The organism is Amorphus suaedae, from assembly GCF_053629675.1.
Genome location: NZ_JBRJIT010000002.1, coordinates 1,145,932 through 1,160,412, shown reverse-complemented (window position 1 = coordinate 1,160,412; position 14,481 = coordinate 1,145,932). Strand labels below are relative to the sequence as shown.

16 protein-coding genes and 1 tRNA gene are annotated in these 14,481 nt (G+C 66.7%); 3 read left to right on the top strand and 14 right to left on the bottom strand.

The window, feature by feature from the left end; genetic code table 11:
- Positions 1-254: 254 nt before the first annotated feature.
- Positions 255-331, top strand: a tRNA-Pro gene (locus tag AB7M35_RS19120).
- 146 nt (positions 332-477) lie between these two features.
- On the opposite strand, the gene AB7M35_RS19115 is transcribed toward AB7M35_RS19120, so the two are convergent.
- The 6 genes from AB7M35_RS19115 to AB7M35_RS19090 form a co-directional block, all read right to left on the bottom strand.
- Positions 478-762 (bottom strand): copper-binding protein, encoded by a 285-nt coding sequence (locus AB7M35_RS19115; RefSeq protein WP_453962013.1) that lies wholly within the window; start codon positions 760-762, stop codon positions 478-480.
- A 14-nt stretch (positions 763-776) separates the two neighbouring features.
- Entirely contained in the window at positions 777-1,265 is a 489-nt protein-coding gene (locus AB7M35_RS19110; protein WP_453962012.1) for a cupredoxin domain-containing protein, read from the bottom strand.
- A 47-nt stretch (positions 1,266-1,312) separates the two neighbouring features.
- Positions 1,313-2,704, bottom strand: coding sequence for a multicopper oxidase family protein (locus tag AB7M35_RS19105; RefSeq protein WP_453962572.1), 1,392 nt, complete (start codon positions 2,702-2,704; stop codon positions 1,313-1,315).
- Between the two features lie 19 nt (positions 2,705-2,723).
- The gene (locus tag AB7M35_RS19100; protein ID WP_453962011.1) at positions 2,724-4,178 is read right to left on the bottom strand and encodes a TolC family protein; all 1,455 of its coding nucleotides are present in this window, start codon (positions 4,176-4,178) and stop codon (positions 2,724-2,726) included.
- Positions 4,175-4,471 (bottom strand): hypothetical protein, encoded by a 297-nt coding sequence (locus tag AB7M35_RS19095; protein ID WP_453962010.1) that lies wholly within the window; start codon positions 4,469-4,471, stop codon positions 4,175-4,177. Before AB7M35_RS19095 ends, AB7M35_RS19100 begins: the two co-directional genes overlap by 4 nt.
- A 184-nt stretch (positions 4,472-4,655) precedes the next feature.
- Positions 4,656-5,024, bottom strand: a complete 369-nt coding sequence (locus AB7M35_RS19090) for a hypothetical protein (protein ID WP_453962009.1) — start codon at positions 5,022-5,024, stop codon at positions 4,656-4,658.
- A 458-nt stretch (positions 5,025-5,482) separates the two neighbouring features.
- Here AB7M35_RS19090 and AB7M35_RS19085 point away from each other — a divergent pair, with 458 nt between their 5' ends.
- Complete coding sequence (locus AB7M35_RS19085; protein WP_453962008.1) at positions 5,483-6,346, top strand: alpha/beta fold hydrolase; 864 nt, start codon at positions 5,483-5,485, stop codon at positions 6,344-6,346.
- Between the two features lie 4 nt (positions 6,347-6,350).
- Here AB7M35_RS19085 and AB7M35_RS19080 read toward each other — a convergent pair whose 3' ends face one another.
- The 6 genes from AB7M35_RS19080 to AB7M35_RS19055 form a co-directional block, all read right to left on the bottom strand.
- The gene (locus AB7M35_RS19080) at positions 6,351-7,010 is read right to left on the bottom strand and encodes a polysaccharide deacetylase family protein (protein ID WP_453962007.1); all 660 of its coding nucleotides are present in this window, start codon (positions 7,008-7,010) and stop codon (positions 6,351-6,353) included.
- A gap of 11 nt (positions 7,011-7,021) precedes the next feature.
- On the bottom strand, positions 7,022-7,825 hold the full coding sequence (locus tag AB7M35_RS19075) for an ABC transporter permease (RefSeq protein ID WP_453962006.1): 804 nt from the start codon (positions 7,823-7,825) through the stop codon (positions 7,022-7,024).
- Entirely contained in the window at positions 7,822-8,625 is an 804-nt protein-coding gene (locus tag AB7M35_RS19070) for an ABC transporter ATP-binding protein (protein WP_453962005.1), read from the bottom strand. The genes AB7M35_RS19075 and AB7M35_RS19070 overlap by 4 nt, the downstream gene beginning before the upstream one ends.
- 2 nt (positions 8,626-8,627) lie before the next feature.
- Positions 8,628-9,410 carry an ABC transporter permease gene (locus AB7M35_RS19065; protein WP_453962004.1) on the bottom strand — a complete coding sequence of 261 codons (783 nt, stop codon included), beginning with the start codon at positions 9,408-9,410 and terminating at the stop codon, positions 8,628-8,630.
- Complete coding sequence (locus tag AB7M35_RS19060; protein ID WP_453962003.1) at positions 9,407-10,399, bottom strand: ABC transporter substrate-binding protein; 993 nt, start codon at positions 10,397-10,399, stop codon at positions 9,407-9,409. The genes AB7M35_RS19065 and AB7M35_RS19060 overlap by 4 nt, the downstream gene beginning before the upstream one ends.
- Before the next feature lie 418 nt (positions 10,400-10,817).
- Entirely contained in the window at positions 10,818-11,576 is a 759-nt protein-coding gene (locus tag AB7M35_RS19055; protein WP_453962002.1) for a sulfite exporter TauE/SafE family protein, read from the bottom strand.
- Between the two features lie 302 nt (positions 11,577-11,878).
- Here AB7M35_RS19055 and AB7M35_RS19050 point away from each other — a divergent pair, with 302 nt between their 5' ends.
- Positions 11,879-13,513, top strand: coding sequence for a sensor domain-containing protein (locus AB7M35_RS19050; protein WP_453962001.1), 1,635 nt, complete (start codon positions 11,879-11,881; stop codon positions 13,511-13,513).
- Positions 13,514-13,562: 49 nt separating this feature from the next.
- Here AB7M35_RS19050 and AB7M35_RS19045 read toward each other — a convergent pair whose 3' ends face one another.
- Together AB7M35_RS19045 and AB7M35_RS19040 are read right to left on the bottom strand one after the other, a co-directional pair.
- Positions 13,563-13,829, bottom strand: coding sequence for a DUF1488 domain-containing protein (locus tag AB7M35_RS19045; RefSeq protein ID WP_453962000.1), 267 nt, complete (start codon positions 13,827-13,829; stop codon positions 13,563-13,565).
- A 138-nt stretch (positions 13,830-13,967) separates the two neighbouring features.
- Positions 13,968-14,291, bottom strand: a complete 324-nt coding sequence (locus AB7M35_RS19040; RefSeq protein WP_453961999.1) for a hypothetical protein — start codon at positions 14,289-14,291, stop codon at positions 13,968-13,970.
- Between the last annotated feature and the right edge of the window lie 190 nt (positions 14,292-14,481).

Below are 14,481 nucleotides of genomic sequence, written 5' to 3'. Positions count from 1 at the left end.
ACGAAAAACCGGTTCCGGCCATTCCCCGTTCCGTTCGCCGGCCGGACTGCGAACGGCCTCACCCGGGCGGGATAGATCGCCCGCCGCCAAAAAGCCAGTCCACGATGTCGCGGCCGGGGCGCCGCAGGGGGCGGGAATGCCCGCCCGGCGCGGCCGGCGGCGGCCGGTTTCGAAACCCTGTTGGAAAGTGGTGGGCGAGCGGCGTCTGATGGCTTGCGGCGTCCGGGTGTGGTGGTTATAAGACCGCCCACTGTCGGAGTGTAGCGCAGCCTGGTAGCGCACCTCGTTCGGGACGAGGGGGTCGCAGGTTCAAATCCTGCCACTCCGACCATTACACAGCAGGTTCCCGCCCTGCCCTCCCCCGCACAGCTTGCCCATCGGTTCACCGTCGCCGCAGGTTCGGCATCTGCCGGCGCGTATGGCCGTCGCCCGCGCGGCAAGCGGGCTGCCCGGCCGGTGGGGCCGGACAGCGCGCGGTTACTTGAGTTCAACGATGGTCAGCTTGCCCCGGAGGCGCTCCACGACGAATTCGACGGCGTCGCCCTCCTGGACTTCGGCGATCATGCCGGGGTCAGCGACCACGAAGACCATCGTCATCGCCGGCATGTCGAGGTTCTTGAGCTCCTCGTGCTTTATGGTGAGCTTGTTGAGCTTGGCGTCGACCTTCTGGACGACACCTTTCGTGTACTCCGCCGCAACGCCGGCAGAGACCGTCAGTCCGAGAAACGCGGCGACGGCAATCATGCGCCCGATGGTTTTCATTTCAGCGCCCTTTCTCACGGAGTGGTCACGACGAGCGGGCCGTGCATCCCGCTCTCGTAGTGACCGGGGATGAGGCAGGCGAATTCGAACGTGCCCGCCTCGGTGAACGTCCACACGATCTCTCCGTCCGCTCCGGGCGTCAGCCTGATGGCGTTGGGATCGGCGTGCTCCATTTCGGGAAATCGCGCCATGACCGCCTTGTGCTTCTCGTTCGCATCCGGCGCGTCCATGACGAACTCGTGCTCGAGCTCGCCCGCGTTCGTCACTTCGAAGCGGATCGTTTCGCCCTTCTGAATCTCGATCTTCGAAGGCTCGAAGATCATCATGCCGCTATCCGTTTCGTCCATGCGGACACGGATCGTCCGCGTGGCGTCGGCGGCGGCGCCCGGCTTTCCGATCGCCATCTCATCGTCATGGCCTCCGGCATGCTTCCCGGCCGCCAGGGCTGGAGTGGAAGCGATCGCCACGGCCATTGCGCAAACTGCCAAGACTTTGATTGTCATAGAATTCCTCATTTGGTTTGCATTGCTGGTGCGTCGAACTCCGGCAATCAGCGTCCGGAGTGACCTTCCCCGGTGGCGCTGTCGTGCGCGCTACCGGAGGTAGATTGGATGGGATCCTGCGGGCCGGCCGGATCGGGTGCCCGTGCGGCATCGGGGAGCTGGCCCGTCCATTCGTAGGCGACGGTACCCGGCGGGTGCTGATAGTCGCCCGGATCGGAATAGTCGTCCGCGGCGAGCCCTTCCCGGACCTTCATCACCGTGAACATCCCACCCATTTCCAGCGCGCCGAACTGACCCCAACCGGCCATCATGGGGATCGTGTTGTCGGGCAGAGGCATGGACATCTCCGCCATCTCCGCCATCCCCGTCTCGCCCATCGGCATGTAGTCGGGCTGCACGAGCCGGATCATCCGGGCGACCTTGGCCTTGTCCGCCCCCATCGGAGTGGGAATGTCGTGCCCCATGGCATTCATGGTGTGATGGGACTTGTGGCAGTGCAGCGCCCAATCGCCCGGGTGGACGGCGTCGAACTCGTAGGCGCGCATTGCGCCGACCGGGATATCGATGGTCACCTCCGGCCAGCGGGCCTCCGGCCTCACCCATCCCCCGTCGGTGCAGGTCACCTCGAAGTCATAGCCGTGCATGTGGATCGGGTGATTGGTCATCGTCAGATTGCCCACCCGCACCCTGACGCGGTCATCCTTTGCGGCAACCAGCGGCGCGACGTCCGGGAACACGCGGCTGTTGATCGCCCAAAGATTAAAGTCCGTCATCTCCATGACTTTCGGCATGTACGAGCCGGGGTCGATGTCATAGGCGGAGAGAAGGAACACGAAATCACGGTCGACGGGCATGAAGTTCGGATCCTTCGGATGGATGATGAACATCCCCATCATCCCCATCGCCATCTGAACCATCTCGTCACCGTGCGGGTGGTACATGAAAGTACCGCTCTTCACGGCGTCGAACTCGTAGACAAAGGTCTTGCCGGGCGGAATGCCGGGCTGCGTGAGCCCGGTGACCCCATCCATTCCGTTCGGAAGGATCAGCCCGTGCCAATGGACCGTCGTATGCTCGCGCAACCGGTTCGAGACGAAGATGCGGAGCCTGTCGCCTTCGACGCACTCGATGGTCGGCCCGGGCGCCTGCCCGTTGTATCCCCAGAGGTAGGCCGTCATGCCCTCCCCCATCTCACGCTCGACGGGCTCGGCGATGAGGTGGAACTCCTTCACGCCGTTGTTCATCCGGAACGGCAGCGACCACCCGTTCAGCGTGACGACCGGATTGTAGTCCGGCCCGGACGACGGCCGGAGGGGAGGCTGCGTGGCCGCGCTCTCCATGACCGGCGCCTCGGGAAGGGCCGCGGTCGATGACCTGGACCAGGCGGTGCTGCCAGCCAGAACCAGCCCGGCCCCCATGAACTGTCGTCTTGAAAACATTCCAGAGACTCCCTTGAGGTCAGTCATCATCGCCACCGGCAGCGGCCTGATCGGCCCCGCCTCCGGACTCGACTTCTCCACCGCCGTAGACCGCGGCGGTCAGTCCCGCTTCCGCCAGGTAGAATTCTCTCTTCGCGTTGACCGAAAGAATGATGGCGTTCAGCTTCGAACGCGTGTCCGCGAGAAGATCGAATGTCGACGTGATCATTCCGTTGTAAGTAAGCAGTGCTTCTTTTTCTATGTTCACGCGCAGCGGCACGACGCTTGATCTATAGTGCCTGGCGATGTCGTATCTGGACCGATATGCCCTGTAAGCAGAACGGGCCTCGGACCTCACTTCCACCGACTTGGCCGCGTAGATATTCGCCGCCTTGAGGTAGGCGAACTCCGCCTTTCTCAGGCGCGCCTGGCCGCTGTCGAAGATCGGAATTTCGAGGCTGACTTCGACGATCGCGGTCAGCTCGTTGGAGCGCTTCTCGACGCCGTCCTCACCTTCCTCAACTTCCTGTTCTATTTCAGGGCCGGCCGCGAGTTCGAGGTCGGATACATAGCGTGTCGCCCTGGTGAGGCCGTATGACTTGGCCAGACCGTCTAGCTCGAGCCGGGCCACCTGGAGATCCACGCGGTTGCGCAGAGCCTCCGCCTCGATGGCATCTCTTCGGACAGGCTTTCCCGGCATCGCGGGCAGCGAATTGGGCACCTCGAAGTCGAGCTGAGGGCCCCACAGGCCCATGACGCGCACGAGCTTTTCTTTCGCCAGCTGGGCTTCGAGCCGCGCCTCCGCGGCCTGGGCTGTCAGTTCCGAGTAGAACGCCTGCTCGCGGGCCTGCTCTATCTTCGGATAGGCCCCCGTGCGACCCAGCTCGGCCGCCAGCTCCGCCGCGGCATCCGCCGCGATCCTGGCGCGGTTCAGGTAGGCGACCTTCTCCCAGGCGGAGACGGCCTCGATCCAGGCAACCCGCGCCTCGGTCGCGAGCGCCAAGGTCGCCTCGTAGGCTCTCAGACGGGCCTGAAGAAGCCGGACCTCCGCGATCTCGAGCCGGCGCTCGCGCGTGAGCAGCCAAACGAGGTTCGACGCGATCACGCCCTCCAACGTCCGGAGGCCGCCGATCCCCATATAGCTCACCGCGAGGGTGGGGTTTTCGGGGATGCTCTCCTGCCAGAGATCGGCGACCGACATCCCGATTTCGGCATACGCCGCCTGAAGGCTCTTGTTGTTGAGGAGCGCGACCTGAACGGCCGCGTCGGCATCCACGTATTTCGCCGAGAGCAGATCCCGCACCTGCCCGCTGACCTGCGCGGCCTCGGCTCGATCCTGGATCCACACCGTCCTCTTGCCGAGCGTCTGGCCTGCCTTCTCGCCAACCGCGGAGAAGCCGGACTTCGTATCGCTGAAGTCGCGGGCGCCGACGCACCCGGCGATGAACAGCGGAAGGAATACGGCCGCTCCGACCGAACGAAACGCCCGCTTCATCGCGAACCGCCTTCTTCCACCGAAGGCGGCTGACCCGCCCGGTGGCTATCCGGCGACGCCGACGAAGAAGCCGGCGGACTGAGATCGACAGCGGTGTCCTTGAAGCTGCGCGGACTTTCTGGAACGCGTGCCGTGTAACCGCCGATGACCGACTGGTATGCGGCCGTCCGCACACCAACCGCCGGGTTGTCGGGGGTCTCTGCGAGTGAGGTCTGGGGAAGTCCCCAGGGCGTGGTGGCAGCGCAACCTGCTACCAGCACGCCGAACATGCCGACGTTGAAGATACGAAGCATCCGAAGCCCGATGATGGCACCCGACGGCGACACGGGTTGCGTGCCAACGCCCGTCGAAGGTGCAGAGATGCCGGGTCCGCTCTTTCATCGCGCAAAGGCGCGCGACGAGCGGAGCTCTCTCACGGAATGCGCGCGCGTGATCGCGCCGCTTCCCCTTTTGGCTACCCGTGGGCAGCCAAGAGCATCAGGCCCTGGGAGGTCTATAGTCGGAGGGGGTCAATCCGCCTGTCAGAACAGGCGTTTCAGCCGGCAGGGTTTTCCATGCCGGCGCCGGATGGGTCACTCGATTGCCGCTGGAACTGACAAAGACCGAGTGACAGTCCATCGAACACTTTCCATCCATCATCTTGGAGGAGTGTTCATGATCGGAAGGAAGCTGGAAATTCGCCTGCGGGGCATGTCCGTGATGGTCCGACATCACTTCGGAAGCGCCCGAAATCGCTTCGGCGGCCACAGCGGGCCCATCCATTCGCCCGGCGCTGGCGGAATGCGAGAACAGGACAGAGAGGCACACCAGCGCTGCGGCAAGCAGCCTGGCGGTGGACCCTGTCATGATTCCTCGATTCGACATGAGAGAACTGCTATCCGATCCGTCGCGGACCGTCCATCCCTTCGCTCTCACCGATTTGTCAGAAGAATTCCCGCGCAGGGACTTTCGGTCTCTTCAAGTAAACGCCTTTAATCCTTCGCTGAGTTTTGGCAGAAATGCGCCGGAATTCCGGATACATCATGACAGGCAGATCATGCTTGTCGGGGCGCGCTTCGTCTTCGGACGCCAAGTCCTTCCGACTCGAGCGCGAGCGGTGCATGGGCCTCGCCCGTGCTGCCCTCCCCGTCGCGGGCACCTGGGCATCGAAACAGCGGTCTGCCGGGCAGCGTCTCGTGGTACTGCGGAGATGGACGTCGGCGAGGCCGTCGGATCGCGCGGGATCGGCCGCGCGACGGTGCGCGATGTGCTGCACGCCATCGACGCGGACGATCATCAACCGGCCAGATAAGGTGAGTAAGGCGATGGCGGAAGGCGAAACGCGGTACGAACTGCTCGGACGGGAGCTGCGCTACCGGGCGGTCACCGTCACCACCCCGGACGGCGTCCGGATCGCCGCCCAGGACTGGCGGCGCGAGGGCTCCGGGCGCGACGTGCTGTTCATCCACGGCTTCGCCCAGGCGCACCTTTCCTGGCTGAAGCAGGTCAGCGGCCCGCTGGCCGACGCGTTCCGCCTCGTCACCTACGACAACCGCGGCCATGGCGGCTCCGACAAGCCGCTCGACCCCGCCTTCTACCGCGATCCGCGGCGCTGGGCCGACGAGGTCGACGCCGTGATCCGGCAACTCGGGCTCGACCGTCCGGCGATCGTGGCATGGTCGTACGCGGGACGTATCGCCCTCGACTACCTGACCGCCTTCGGCGACGACCGCATCTCCGGCCTCGCGTTCGTCTGCGCGACGACCACCATGGCGCCCTGGGTGCCCGGTGCGGCTGGCCCGGCGATGCGGGCGATGGCCGCGCCGGAACTCGGCATCCATGCCCTGGCGACCCGCGATTTCGTGCGGCAGTGCTTCGCCGCGCCGCCGCCGCAGGACGAGCTGGACGTCATGCTCGCCGTCTCCGCCGCGACGCCGCTGGAGGTGCGCGTCGGGCTCGGCGGCCGGCCGGCCGAGTACGAGGCCACGCTGGAGACGATCCGGGTGCCGACGCTGGTGCTGCACGGAGAGCGCGACGAGGTGGTCACCGCGGCGACCGGCGCCTACACCGCGCGAACGGTGAAGGGCGCGCGCCACCTGGTCTACGAGGGGATCGGCCACGCCCCGTTCTGGGAGGCGCCGGAGCGCTTCGACGCCGACCTGGCGGACTTCCTGCGCGGGCTTGCCTGAGGCGTCAGGCGGCCGGCTGGGTGCGGACGATGGCGGAGATGTCGGCGACGACCTTGCCGCGCACGATGGGCACGCAGTCGGGCGGAAACTCCTGCACGATCGCGTAGCCAGCGGCCTCCAGGCCGTCGAGGAACGCCTCCAGCCGGTCCATGGCGGTCGTCGCGAGATCGTGGATGACCACCAGCGGCCAGTCTTCCGCGGCGCACATCTCCAGGGCGCGCGGCACCCAGCCTTCCGGATCCTCCCAGTCGCGAGGGATGACGTTCCACAGGACGCAGCTGAAGCCCTCGCGGCAGAGATAGTCGACGGCGGCGGGGCTGAGCAGCGCGTCGTCGAGGACGCCGCCGGAGCCGAACGGCCGGAACACCCGGTCGGGATGGGCGAGTTCGCCGATCAGCTCCTGGGTCCGCCCGATCTCCCATTCCGCCGCCCGGGAGAACTGGCTGGCGCCGAGCGGGGCGAGATGGTGGAAGGTGTGGTTGCCGATCCAGTGGCCCTCGGCGTGGGCGCGCGCGGCCAGGGCGTGGCGGGCCGGGTCGCGCAGCTTCTCGCCGATCACGAAGAAGGTCGTCCTGATGCCCCGGCGGGCGAGGATGTCGAGGACGACCGGCGTCGTCTCCGGATCCGGGCCGTTGTCGAAGCTGAGGGTGATGCGTTTCGCCATGCCGCCGCCGATCAGCCGCGCACCGGCGCGCCGCCGCCGGGCGCCCTGCGCGGCGCCGTCTCGGTGATGCCGAGGCGCCGCTCCAGAAGCTGCACCAGCCCGTCGAAGGCGATGGCGAGCAGCAGCACCAGAATCACCGCGGCATAGACGCGGGGGCTGTCGAGCATCGTGCGGTACATGGAGATCAGGAAGCCGATGCCGGCGGTGGAGGTGAGCATCTCCGCTACCACGACGCCGACGATGGCGAGCGCGCCGCCGAGCCGGAAGGCCGCCAGCACGGTGGGCATGGTGGCCGGCAGGTAGACGCGCAGCAGGCGCTGGGCCGTCGTCGCGCCCATGGAGCGGGCCACCACGAGGAACTGGCGGTCGACGGTCTGGGCTCCGGCGGCGGCCCCGAGCATCGTCGGCAGGAAGCCGTAGACGCTGGCGAAGACGATCTTAGATTCCGTGCCGATGCCGAACCACGCCGTGAACAGCGGATAGAGAATGACGAGCGGCACGGCGAACAGGCCCGAGAAGATCGGCAGGGCGATCTGCCGCGCCGACGCGGCGCTGCCGACCGCGAGGCCGACCAGCACGCCGCCGCCGCAGGCGAAGATCATGGCGATCGCCACCTCCTGCAGGGTGACCAGGAGGGCCGAGGCAAAGATCGGCGCCTCGGTGACCAGCGTCCAGAGCGTGACGGTGAGCGGCGGCAGGAACAGCGCGGGCACCAGCCCGGCGCGCGGCAGTATCTCCCAGACGAGGAGGAAGGCGACGACGATCGCGCCGCGCACCAGGGCGGGCGACGGCAGGGACCGGGAGGCGGCGCTCACGACTTGATCCTCTGCCAGATGCGGTCGCGCAGCTCCTCGAAGCGCCGCCCGCCGAGGGTCTCGAAGGTGCGCGGACGCGGCAGGTCGACGTCGACGCGGTCGACGAGCTGGCCGGGGCGCGAGGTCATCACCAGCACCTCGTCGGAGAGGTGGATCGCCTCGCTCAGGCCGTGGGTGACGAACAGGATCGTCTTGTGGGTGCGCTCCCAGATGCGCAGGACCTCGTCGCCCATGGAGAGACGGGTCTGCTCGTCCAGCGCCGCGAACGGCTCGTCCATCAGCAGGATCGGCGGATCCTGCACCAGGCCGCGGGCGAGCGCGACGCGCTGCTTCATGCCGCCCGACAGCTCGTGGGGGTGGCGGTCCTCGAACCCCTTCAGGCCGACGAGATCGAGCGCCTCGTCGGAGCGCTCGCGCCGGATCTTCTTATCGACGTGGCGCAGCGACAGCGGGAACTCGACGTTCTGCCGGGCCGTCAGCCACGGGTAGAGGCTGGCATCCTGGAAGACGACGCCGATGCGGCTCGGGTCGGGCTCGGTGAGCGGGCGACCACCGGCCTTGATCTCGCCCTGGGTCGGGCGGATGAGGCCGGCCACCATCATCAAGAGCGACGACTTTCCGCAGCCGCTCGGACCCACGATGGAGACGAAGCGCCCGGTCTCGACGCGGAACGAGATGTCGCGCAGCGCCTCGGTCGGGCCCTTGGCCGTCTCGTAGACGTGGCTGACGCCGGACACCTCGACGACGCCGCTCTCGTCCGCCGCGGCGGCGGACCCGGCATGAGCAGCCTGAGCGGCCATGGCTACACCCTCCAATGTTCGCTCCTTGCTTCGAGCGCGCGGATCGCCTCGTTGAAGGCAATGGCGATCACGGCGACGAGGACGATGGTCGCCAGCAGGCGGTCGAGCTGGAAGCCCTGTCCCCATTGTTCGATGACGTTTCCGAGCCCCTTGCGCGACGCGTACATCTCCGCGAGCAGGACGCCGGTGAAGTTGAAGATCATGGCCACGCGGATGGCCTCGAGCAGCACCGGGGTCATGCAGGGCAGGTAGACGCGGACGATCATCTGCGAGCGCGTCGCCCCGTAGGAGCGCGCCACGCGGATCAAGTCGGCGCGCACGCTCTCCAGCGCGGCGAAGGCGATCATCATGACGATGAAGATCGTCGAGAAGACACCGAAGGCCACCTTCTGCTGGAAGGAGATGCCGAAGCCGAAGATGAACAGCGGCAGGAAGATCGACTTCGGAATGCTGAAGATGAAGAACACCAGCGGCTTGAACACGGCCGACAGATAGGGGCTCTCGCCGATCAGCACCGACAGCATGAAGCCGACCGGCACCGCGATCAGGAAGGCGACGGCGGTCTCGCTCAGCGTCGTGGCGATGTGGACGCGGAAATCGGATTCGCCGAGGAGCTGGACGAGCATCGTGACGACGTCGACCGGCGGCGGCAGCAGGCGGGGATCGACCAGGCCGAGCGCGGGGGCGAACTGCCACAGCGCCACGATGGCCACCACGATGAGGAGACGGGCAACGGGGGCGGGCAACGCGCCCGCCCCTTTGCCGCCAGCGGAGGCCGCGGTCATTTCTTCTCGGTCACCTTCACCGGGGTGAAGTCACCCACCCAGATCTTGCTCGCTTCCGGCAGGTTCTCGATGCCGGTGAGCTGGTTGATCTCCATGGCGGTGTCGGCTTCCTGCTGGGTCATCTCGCCGGTGCGCGAGAGCTTCAGGAAGACGTTTTCCCACTCCATCTCGGCCACTTCCGGCGGGATGTTGTTCAGGTCGGCGATGATCTTGACCGCCGCGTCCTTGTTGTCCTGCAGGTAGGCGACGCCGCGATAGAGCGCGTTCATCGTCTTCTGGGTCAGCTCCGGATCGTCCTTGATGAAGGAGTTGAGCGCGGCCCAGCCCGAGTTCAGGTGTTCCGGGATCGCCGTGCCGTAGTCGAGCAGCGACTTGGCGTCACCCTTCATCACCACGTCGTAGCTGAGCGGCGAATAGACCACCGCCGCGTCGACGTTGCCGGACAGAAGGTTCGGCACAAGGCCGCCGCCGCCGAGCGGGATGCTCTCGAAATTCACGCCCTTCTCGGACTTGGTCCAGCGGGCCAGCATGTCGGACAGCGAGCCGGCGGTGGTGATGCCGACCTTCTTGCCCTCGAGATCCTTGGCATCCTTGATCGGCGAATCCGGCGTGACCAGCAGCTGCCAGCCATAGTTGCCGGCGCCGAGCAGGCCGATGAGCTTGGTGTCGACGCCCTTCGCCTGGCTGGAGGCGGTCACGCTCGACGACGAACCGATCACGTCGGCCGCGCCGGCGACCATGGCCGTCACCGTCTCCGCGCCGCTCTGGTAGACGGTGAGCTCGGCGTCGATGCCTTCGTCCTTGAAGAAGCCCTGGTCGGCGGCCGTCTGGGCGACGACGGTCGGGAACCACGTCTTGGTGGCGAGACCGATCTGGACGGTGTCCTGGGCGAACGCGGCGGTTGCGCCGAAGCCCACGGTCGCTCCGACGAGGAGCGCCGCGCCGGCAAGCCGAAGTCCGCGACCCACATGTTGTGCTGAGGTGTTCACATTTCTCTCCCGTTGCTGACTGCCGCCGCCTCGCGTCCCGGACGGACGAGGGGTGGGACAAATGCGTCGTCGACTCACCGGCCCGTTTCGAACCAGTCGCCGCTTCTTGTTGTTCGAGGTTCGAGGCCCGCCCGGGGGCAGTCCGCGTCTCGATGCGCCCGCGGGGATGGCTCCCCTGCCCGGCGCTTGCCCCTAGTCTCTGACAAGGAACAGAGCTTTCGCAAGTAGAAAGTTTTTTCGCATACCGAAAATCTTTCGGTTGGACGATATTTTGCCTAAGGGCACAAAGAGGGTCGATTACCTGAGGTTGTCTGGAGTTTCTGCGTCCGCGCGCGTTCCGCGGCCCGGTCGCTGACCAAGCAATTTGGCGAGCCGCCCGCGCCATCGACCGCCCGACGCGCCTCGCGGGGATCGGTCGCTATTCCAGGGCGGCCTGGCCCACCAGCACCAGCCCCGACACCAGGAGCAGGACCAGCACCACGACACGGAAGCGCTGCTCGCTCACGCCATGGTAGACGCGCGTCCCGATGTACGTTCCGAGGAGGACGGCCGGCAGGCAAACGGCGGCGATCATCCAGACGTCGCCGGTGAGCTGGCCGGCGACGGTCATGGCGACGCCCGCGAAGGCGAGCACCACCAGGTTGAAGGGCTGATAGATGGCGCGCTGCATGTCGCTGCGGCCGCCCTTCAGCTGGAGCCAGATCAGCGGCAGCGGCCCCGAAAGCCCGGCAAAGCCGCCGAGCATGCCGCCGCCGACACCCACCACGCCGTCATGGAGCCGGTTCACCGTCGGCGAAATGCGGAGCCTGGAAAGGCCCAGCAGCTGGAGCAGCGCATAGACGCAGAGAAAGATGCCGACGGAAGGCCGCAGGACCGCGGGAGACGTGTAGGAGAGCGCCAGCACGCCAAGCGGCACCCCGACCGCGCCACCGATCAGGAAGGGCGTGACACGCCGCCAGTCGAACGACTTCCGCACGCTGCTGAAACTCATCAGCTGGGACGCGACCGCGACCAGCACGACCAGCGGCGGCACCATGGACGCCGGCAGGGCGTGGAACCAGAACCCCGAGGCGATCAGCGCGGTGCCAAACCCGGCCAGGCCAGAAATGAACCCGGCCGCGAAGGCACCCGCGATCACGATCAGCAGAGGCAGCAAGTCCGGGAGAGCGTCGATCAATGGGAATTGCTCTTGGCTGTGCCGTTCGGCATCGTTCTTGGGGGCATGCGCATCGCGCCGGCGGGCCCGACCAGGGGGAGCAGTCCCCGAGAGGTGACTCCGGCTGTGGACCGGGTCAAGCCGCCAATGGAACGGGTCCCCAGCAGCGGCGATTGTTCGGCCGTTCTCGCTGATCTGCAGCCGGCGCTGCCCACCGCGAGCGCCACGTGCCCCTGCCACCCATTTTATGTGCCAGAAGGCTTCCGACCGTCCCATCTAACTGGGGATCGGCACAGACGAATGGCCCAAGAGTATAAATCGCGATGCTGTCCAGATCCCCCATCCTGCCGACCATCGAGACCCTGCAGACGATCCTGAACGGGGTTCCCGCTCCGGTGTTTCTCATCGGTCGCGACCACCGCCTCGTCATGGCCAACGACGCCTTCTGCGACTTCGCACGCGTCACCCGCGAAGAGGTGCTCAACACCATCGGCGACCTGCCCGAGGAGCAGATGGCGGTCTTCCAGAAGATCGACAACCAGGTGTTCGAGACCGGCGAGCCGAACGAGAACGAGGAAGTGGTGACCGACGCCGCCGGGGCGCAGCACATCGTCATCACCCGCAAGAGACTGCTTCACCTGCGGACAGAGGACGGCGAGAAGCCCTTCATCATCGCCAGCGTTTCCGACGTGACGCGCATCCGTGAAGCGGAGGCGCGGGCCCGATATCTCGCGTCGCATGACACCCTCACCGGAATATCCAACCGGGCCGAGTTCAACGAGCGACTGGCGGAGGCGATCGACCTCGGCCGCCGGACGGGCGGCCACGTCGGCCTGATGCTGCTCGATCTGGACGGCTTCAAGACCATCAACGACACCCATGGCCATGCCGCAGGCGACGATGTCCTGCGGGTGGTGGCCCAGCGCCTCAAGAGCCACGTGCGGGTCGTCGACACCATTGCGCGCCTGGGCGGAGACGAGTTCTGCGTCGTCCAGGCGGGAGCGGCGCAACCCGGCGGGCCCGCCGCGCTCGCGCAGAGGCTGCTGCACGCGCTCGAACAGCCGATCGTGCGGGGAACCGACATATTCGCCGTGTCCGCCTCGATCGGCTTCGCGATGTTTCCGGAGGACGGGAAGGATGGCGAGGCCCTGTTCGCCCAAGCCGATGCCGCGCTCTACCGCGTGAAGGGGACCGGCGGCCACGGATTTTTGGGGACGGGGGCCGGCGACCGGCCTGGGCGCGGCACTCCGGAATCGACGGCTGCGGATCTATCCAACGACCTGCCGGAAGCGCTGGCGGGGGATCAGTTCTCGCTCACCTATGCGCCGCTGCAGGGGGCGGACGGCAGCATCCGGGCCTACGAGGCGCTGGCTACATGGAATCACCCGCGTCGCGGGGCGATCACGTTCGACGAACTCATGCCGATGGCGGAGCAGAAAGGGCTGATCCAGGAGATCAGCGCCTGGATGTTCGACGCGGCCTGCACGACTGCCACGACCTGGGATTCGAACCTGCGCCTTTGCGTGAACGTCTCGCCGGTGCAGTTCGCCTACGGCAGTCTGGCGGAGACAGTGGCGGCCGCGCTGGAGAAGAGCGGCTTTCCCGGAGGGCGGCTGGAGCTGGAGATTCCCGAGACCGCCCTCGTCGGCGACGAACGGGACGTGGGCAGCGTCCTTGGCGAGCTCAAGAGCCTCGGCGCGCGCCTTGCCCTCGACCACTTCGGCGCAGGCACCTCATCGATTGCGCGGTTGCGTGCCTTTGCGTTCGACCGGCTCAAGATCGACGAAAGCTTCATCGCGAGCCTGAGCACGGATCCAAGATCGGCCGCCATCGTTCGGGCGATCCTGCACATGGGCCGCGAGATGGACATCGAAATCACCGCCGAAGGCGTCGATGGCGAGCGCCAGGCGACCATGCTCGGGCAGATGGGCTTCTCCGAACTCCAGAAGCGCCTCTAGCCGGTCGGGACGCTGTGAAGAACCGGACCCCGCTTCGCAGCGAAGCGATCTAGCGGAAGTCCTTGGGGGTGAGAACGTATTCGCGCTGGCGGCGATGCGAATAGCATTCGCGCGCCACCGACTCGATGGTGCTGCGCGCCGTGTCGAACGCCTGCAGGAGATCCTCCTCGGAGGTCGACGCCACGGGCTCGATGGACGGCAGCGCGTTCACCTCGAGCAGGAACGGGATCTCCATCATGCCGTCGTGTCCGACGAAGCAGATGAGCCGGCGTCGCTCGTCGTAGTTGCGGCTGGGGTTCACGAAATTCAGGGCCATATCGGTTCTCTTTGTTGTTGGCGGTGCCGGTTGCCGCAGGCGTCAGCGGGGGCGGACGGGCAGGCCGATCATCGCGTCGTCTGTGTCATTGGCCGGCAGATGCAGCGCCGTGCATCGGCGCCATAAGGGGCTGCCGGTTCAGATCGCGCCGGCGTCGGGGGCGCCTTCGCGGGCAGCGCGCACGATCGCGGGGTCCACCGGCATCATCTGGCAGGAGCGGGCCGATCCGTTCGCGACCGGCAGGACGAGCGCGGTCGACACCACGCGGTAGGCCGGGAACGACAGTCCGTCTATCAGCTCTTCCACGGTCTCCACCTCGTAGGTTCCGGCCGGGCACTGGCGCAGCGGACCCTCGACGGGAAACGGCGCCGCGAACCTGAGGTGCTCCCGCGAGACGCGCTCGGCAGACCATAGGGGTGGCGGGGCAGCGACGGTGGGCGGTCTGGACCTTGGGTCAGCCATGGGTCCCTCCCCGGGACAGGCCAGAGCATTTCGCGTGCCGGTCGGATCGACCCGGACGATGAGACCCTGCTCGACGTTCACTCGGAAGTCCGGACGGTTCTGGTCCGGGTACGCAAGGGCGCGGAACGATGCGGTCCATGCCGGTCTGCCGCGCGTTCATCCGCGTGACCGCGCGGGGGCGACGAAAGGC

Bases quoted from the DNA above. Each gene is read 5' to 3' on its own strand.
- AB7M35_RS19070 (WP_453962005.1), bottom strand. From the start codon at position 8,625: ATGGCCGCTCAGGCTGCTCATGCCGGGTCCGCCGCCGCGGCGGACGAG.
- AB7M35_RS19045 (WP_453962000.1), bottom strand. From the start codon at position 13,829: ATGGCCCTGAATTTCGTGAACCCCAGCCGCAACTACGACGAGCGACGC.
- AB7M35_RS19100 (WP_453962011.1), bottom strand. From the start codon at position 4,178: ATGAAGCGGGCGTTTCGTTCGGTCGGAGCGGCCGTATTCCTTCCGCTG.
- AB7M35_RS19050 (WP_453962001.1), top strand. From the start codon at position 11,879: ATGCTGTCCAGATCCCCCATCCTGCCGACCATCGAGACCCTGCAGACG.
- AB7M35_RS19065 (WP_453962004.1), bottom strand. From the start codon at position 9,410: ATGACCGCGGCCTCCGCTGGCGGCAAAGGGGCGGGCGCGTTGCCCGCC.
- AB7M35_RS19095 (WP_453962010.1), bottom strand. From the start codon at position 4,471: ATGCTTCGTATCTTCAACGTCGGCATGTTCGGCGTGCTGGTAGCAGGT.
- AB7M35_RS19105 (WP_453962572.1), bottom strand. From the start codon at position 2,704: ATGTTTTCAAGACGACAGTTCATGGGGGCCGGGCTGGTTCTGGCTGGC.
- AB7M35_RS19085 (WP_453962008.1), top strand. From the start codon at position 5,483: ATGGCGGAAGGCGAAACGCGGTACGAACTGCTCGGACGGGAGCTGCGC.
- AB7M35_RS19090 (WP_453962009.1), bottom strand. From the start codon at position 5,024: ATGACAGGGTCCACCGCCAGGCTGCTTGCCGCAGCGCTGGTGTGCCTC.
- AB7M35_RS19115 (WP_453962013.1), bottom strand. From the start codon at position 762: ATGAAAACCATCGGGCGCATGATTGCCGTCGCCGCGTTTCTCGGACTG.
- AB7M35_RS19040 (WP_453961999.1), bottom strand. From the start codon at position 14,291: ATGGCTGACCCAAGGTCCAGACCGCCCACCGTCGCTGCCCCGCCACCC.
- AB7M35_RS19110 (WP_453962012.1), bottom strand. From the start codon at position 1,265: ATGACAATCAAAGTCTTGGCAGTTTGCGCAATGGCCGTGGCGATCGCT.
- AB7M35_RS19080 (WP_453962007.1), bottom strand. From the start codon at position 7,010: ATGGCGAAACGCATCACCCTCAGCTTCGACAACGGCCCGGATCCGGAG.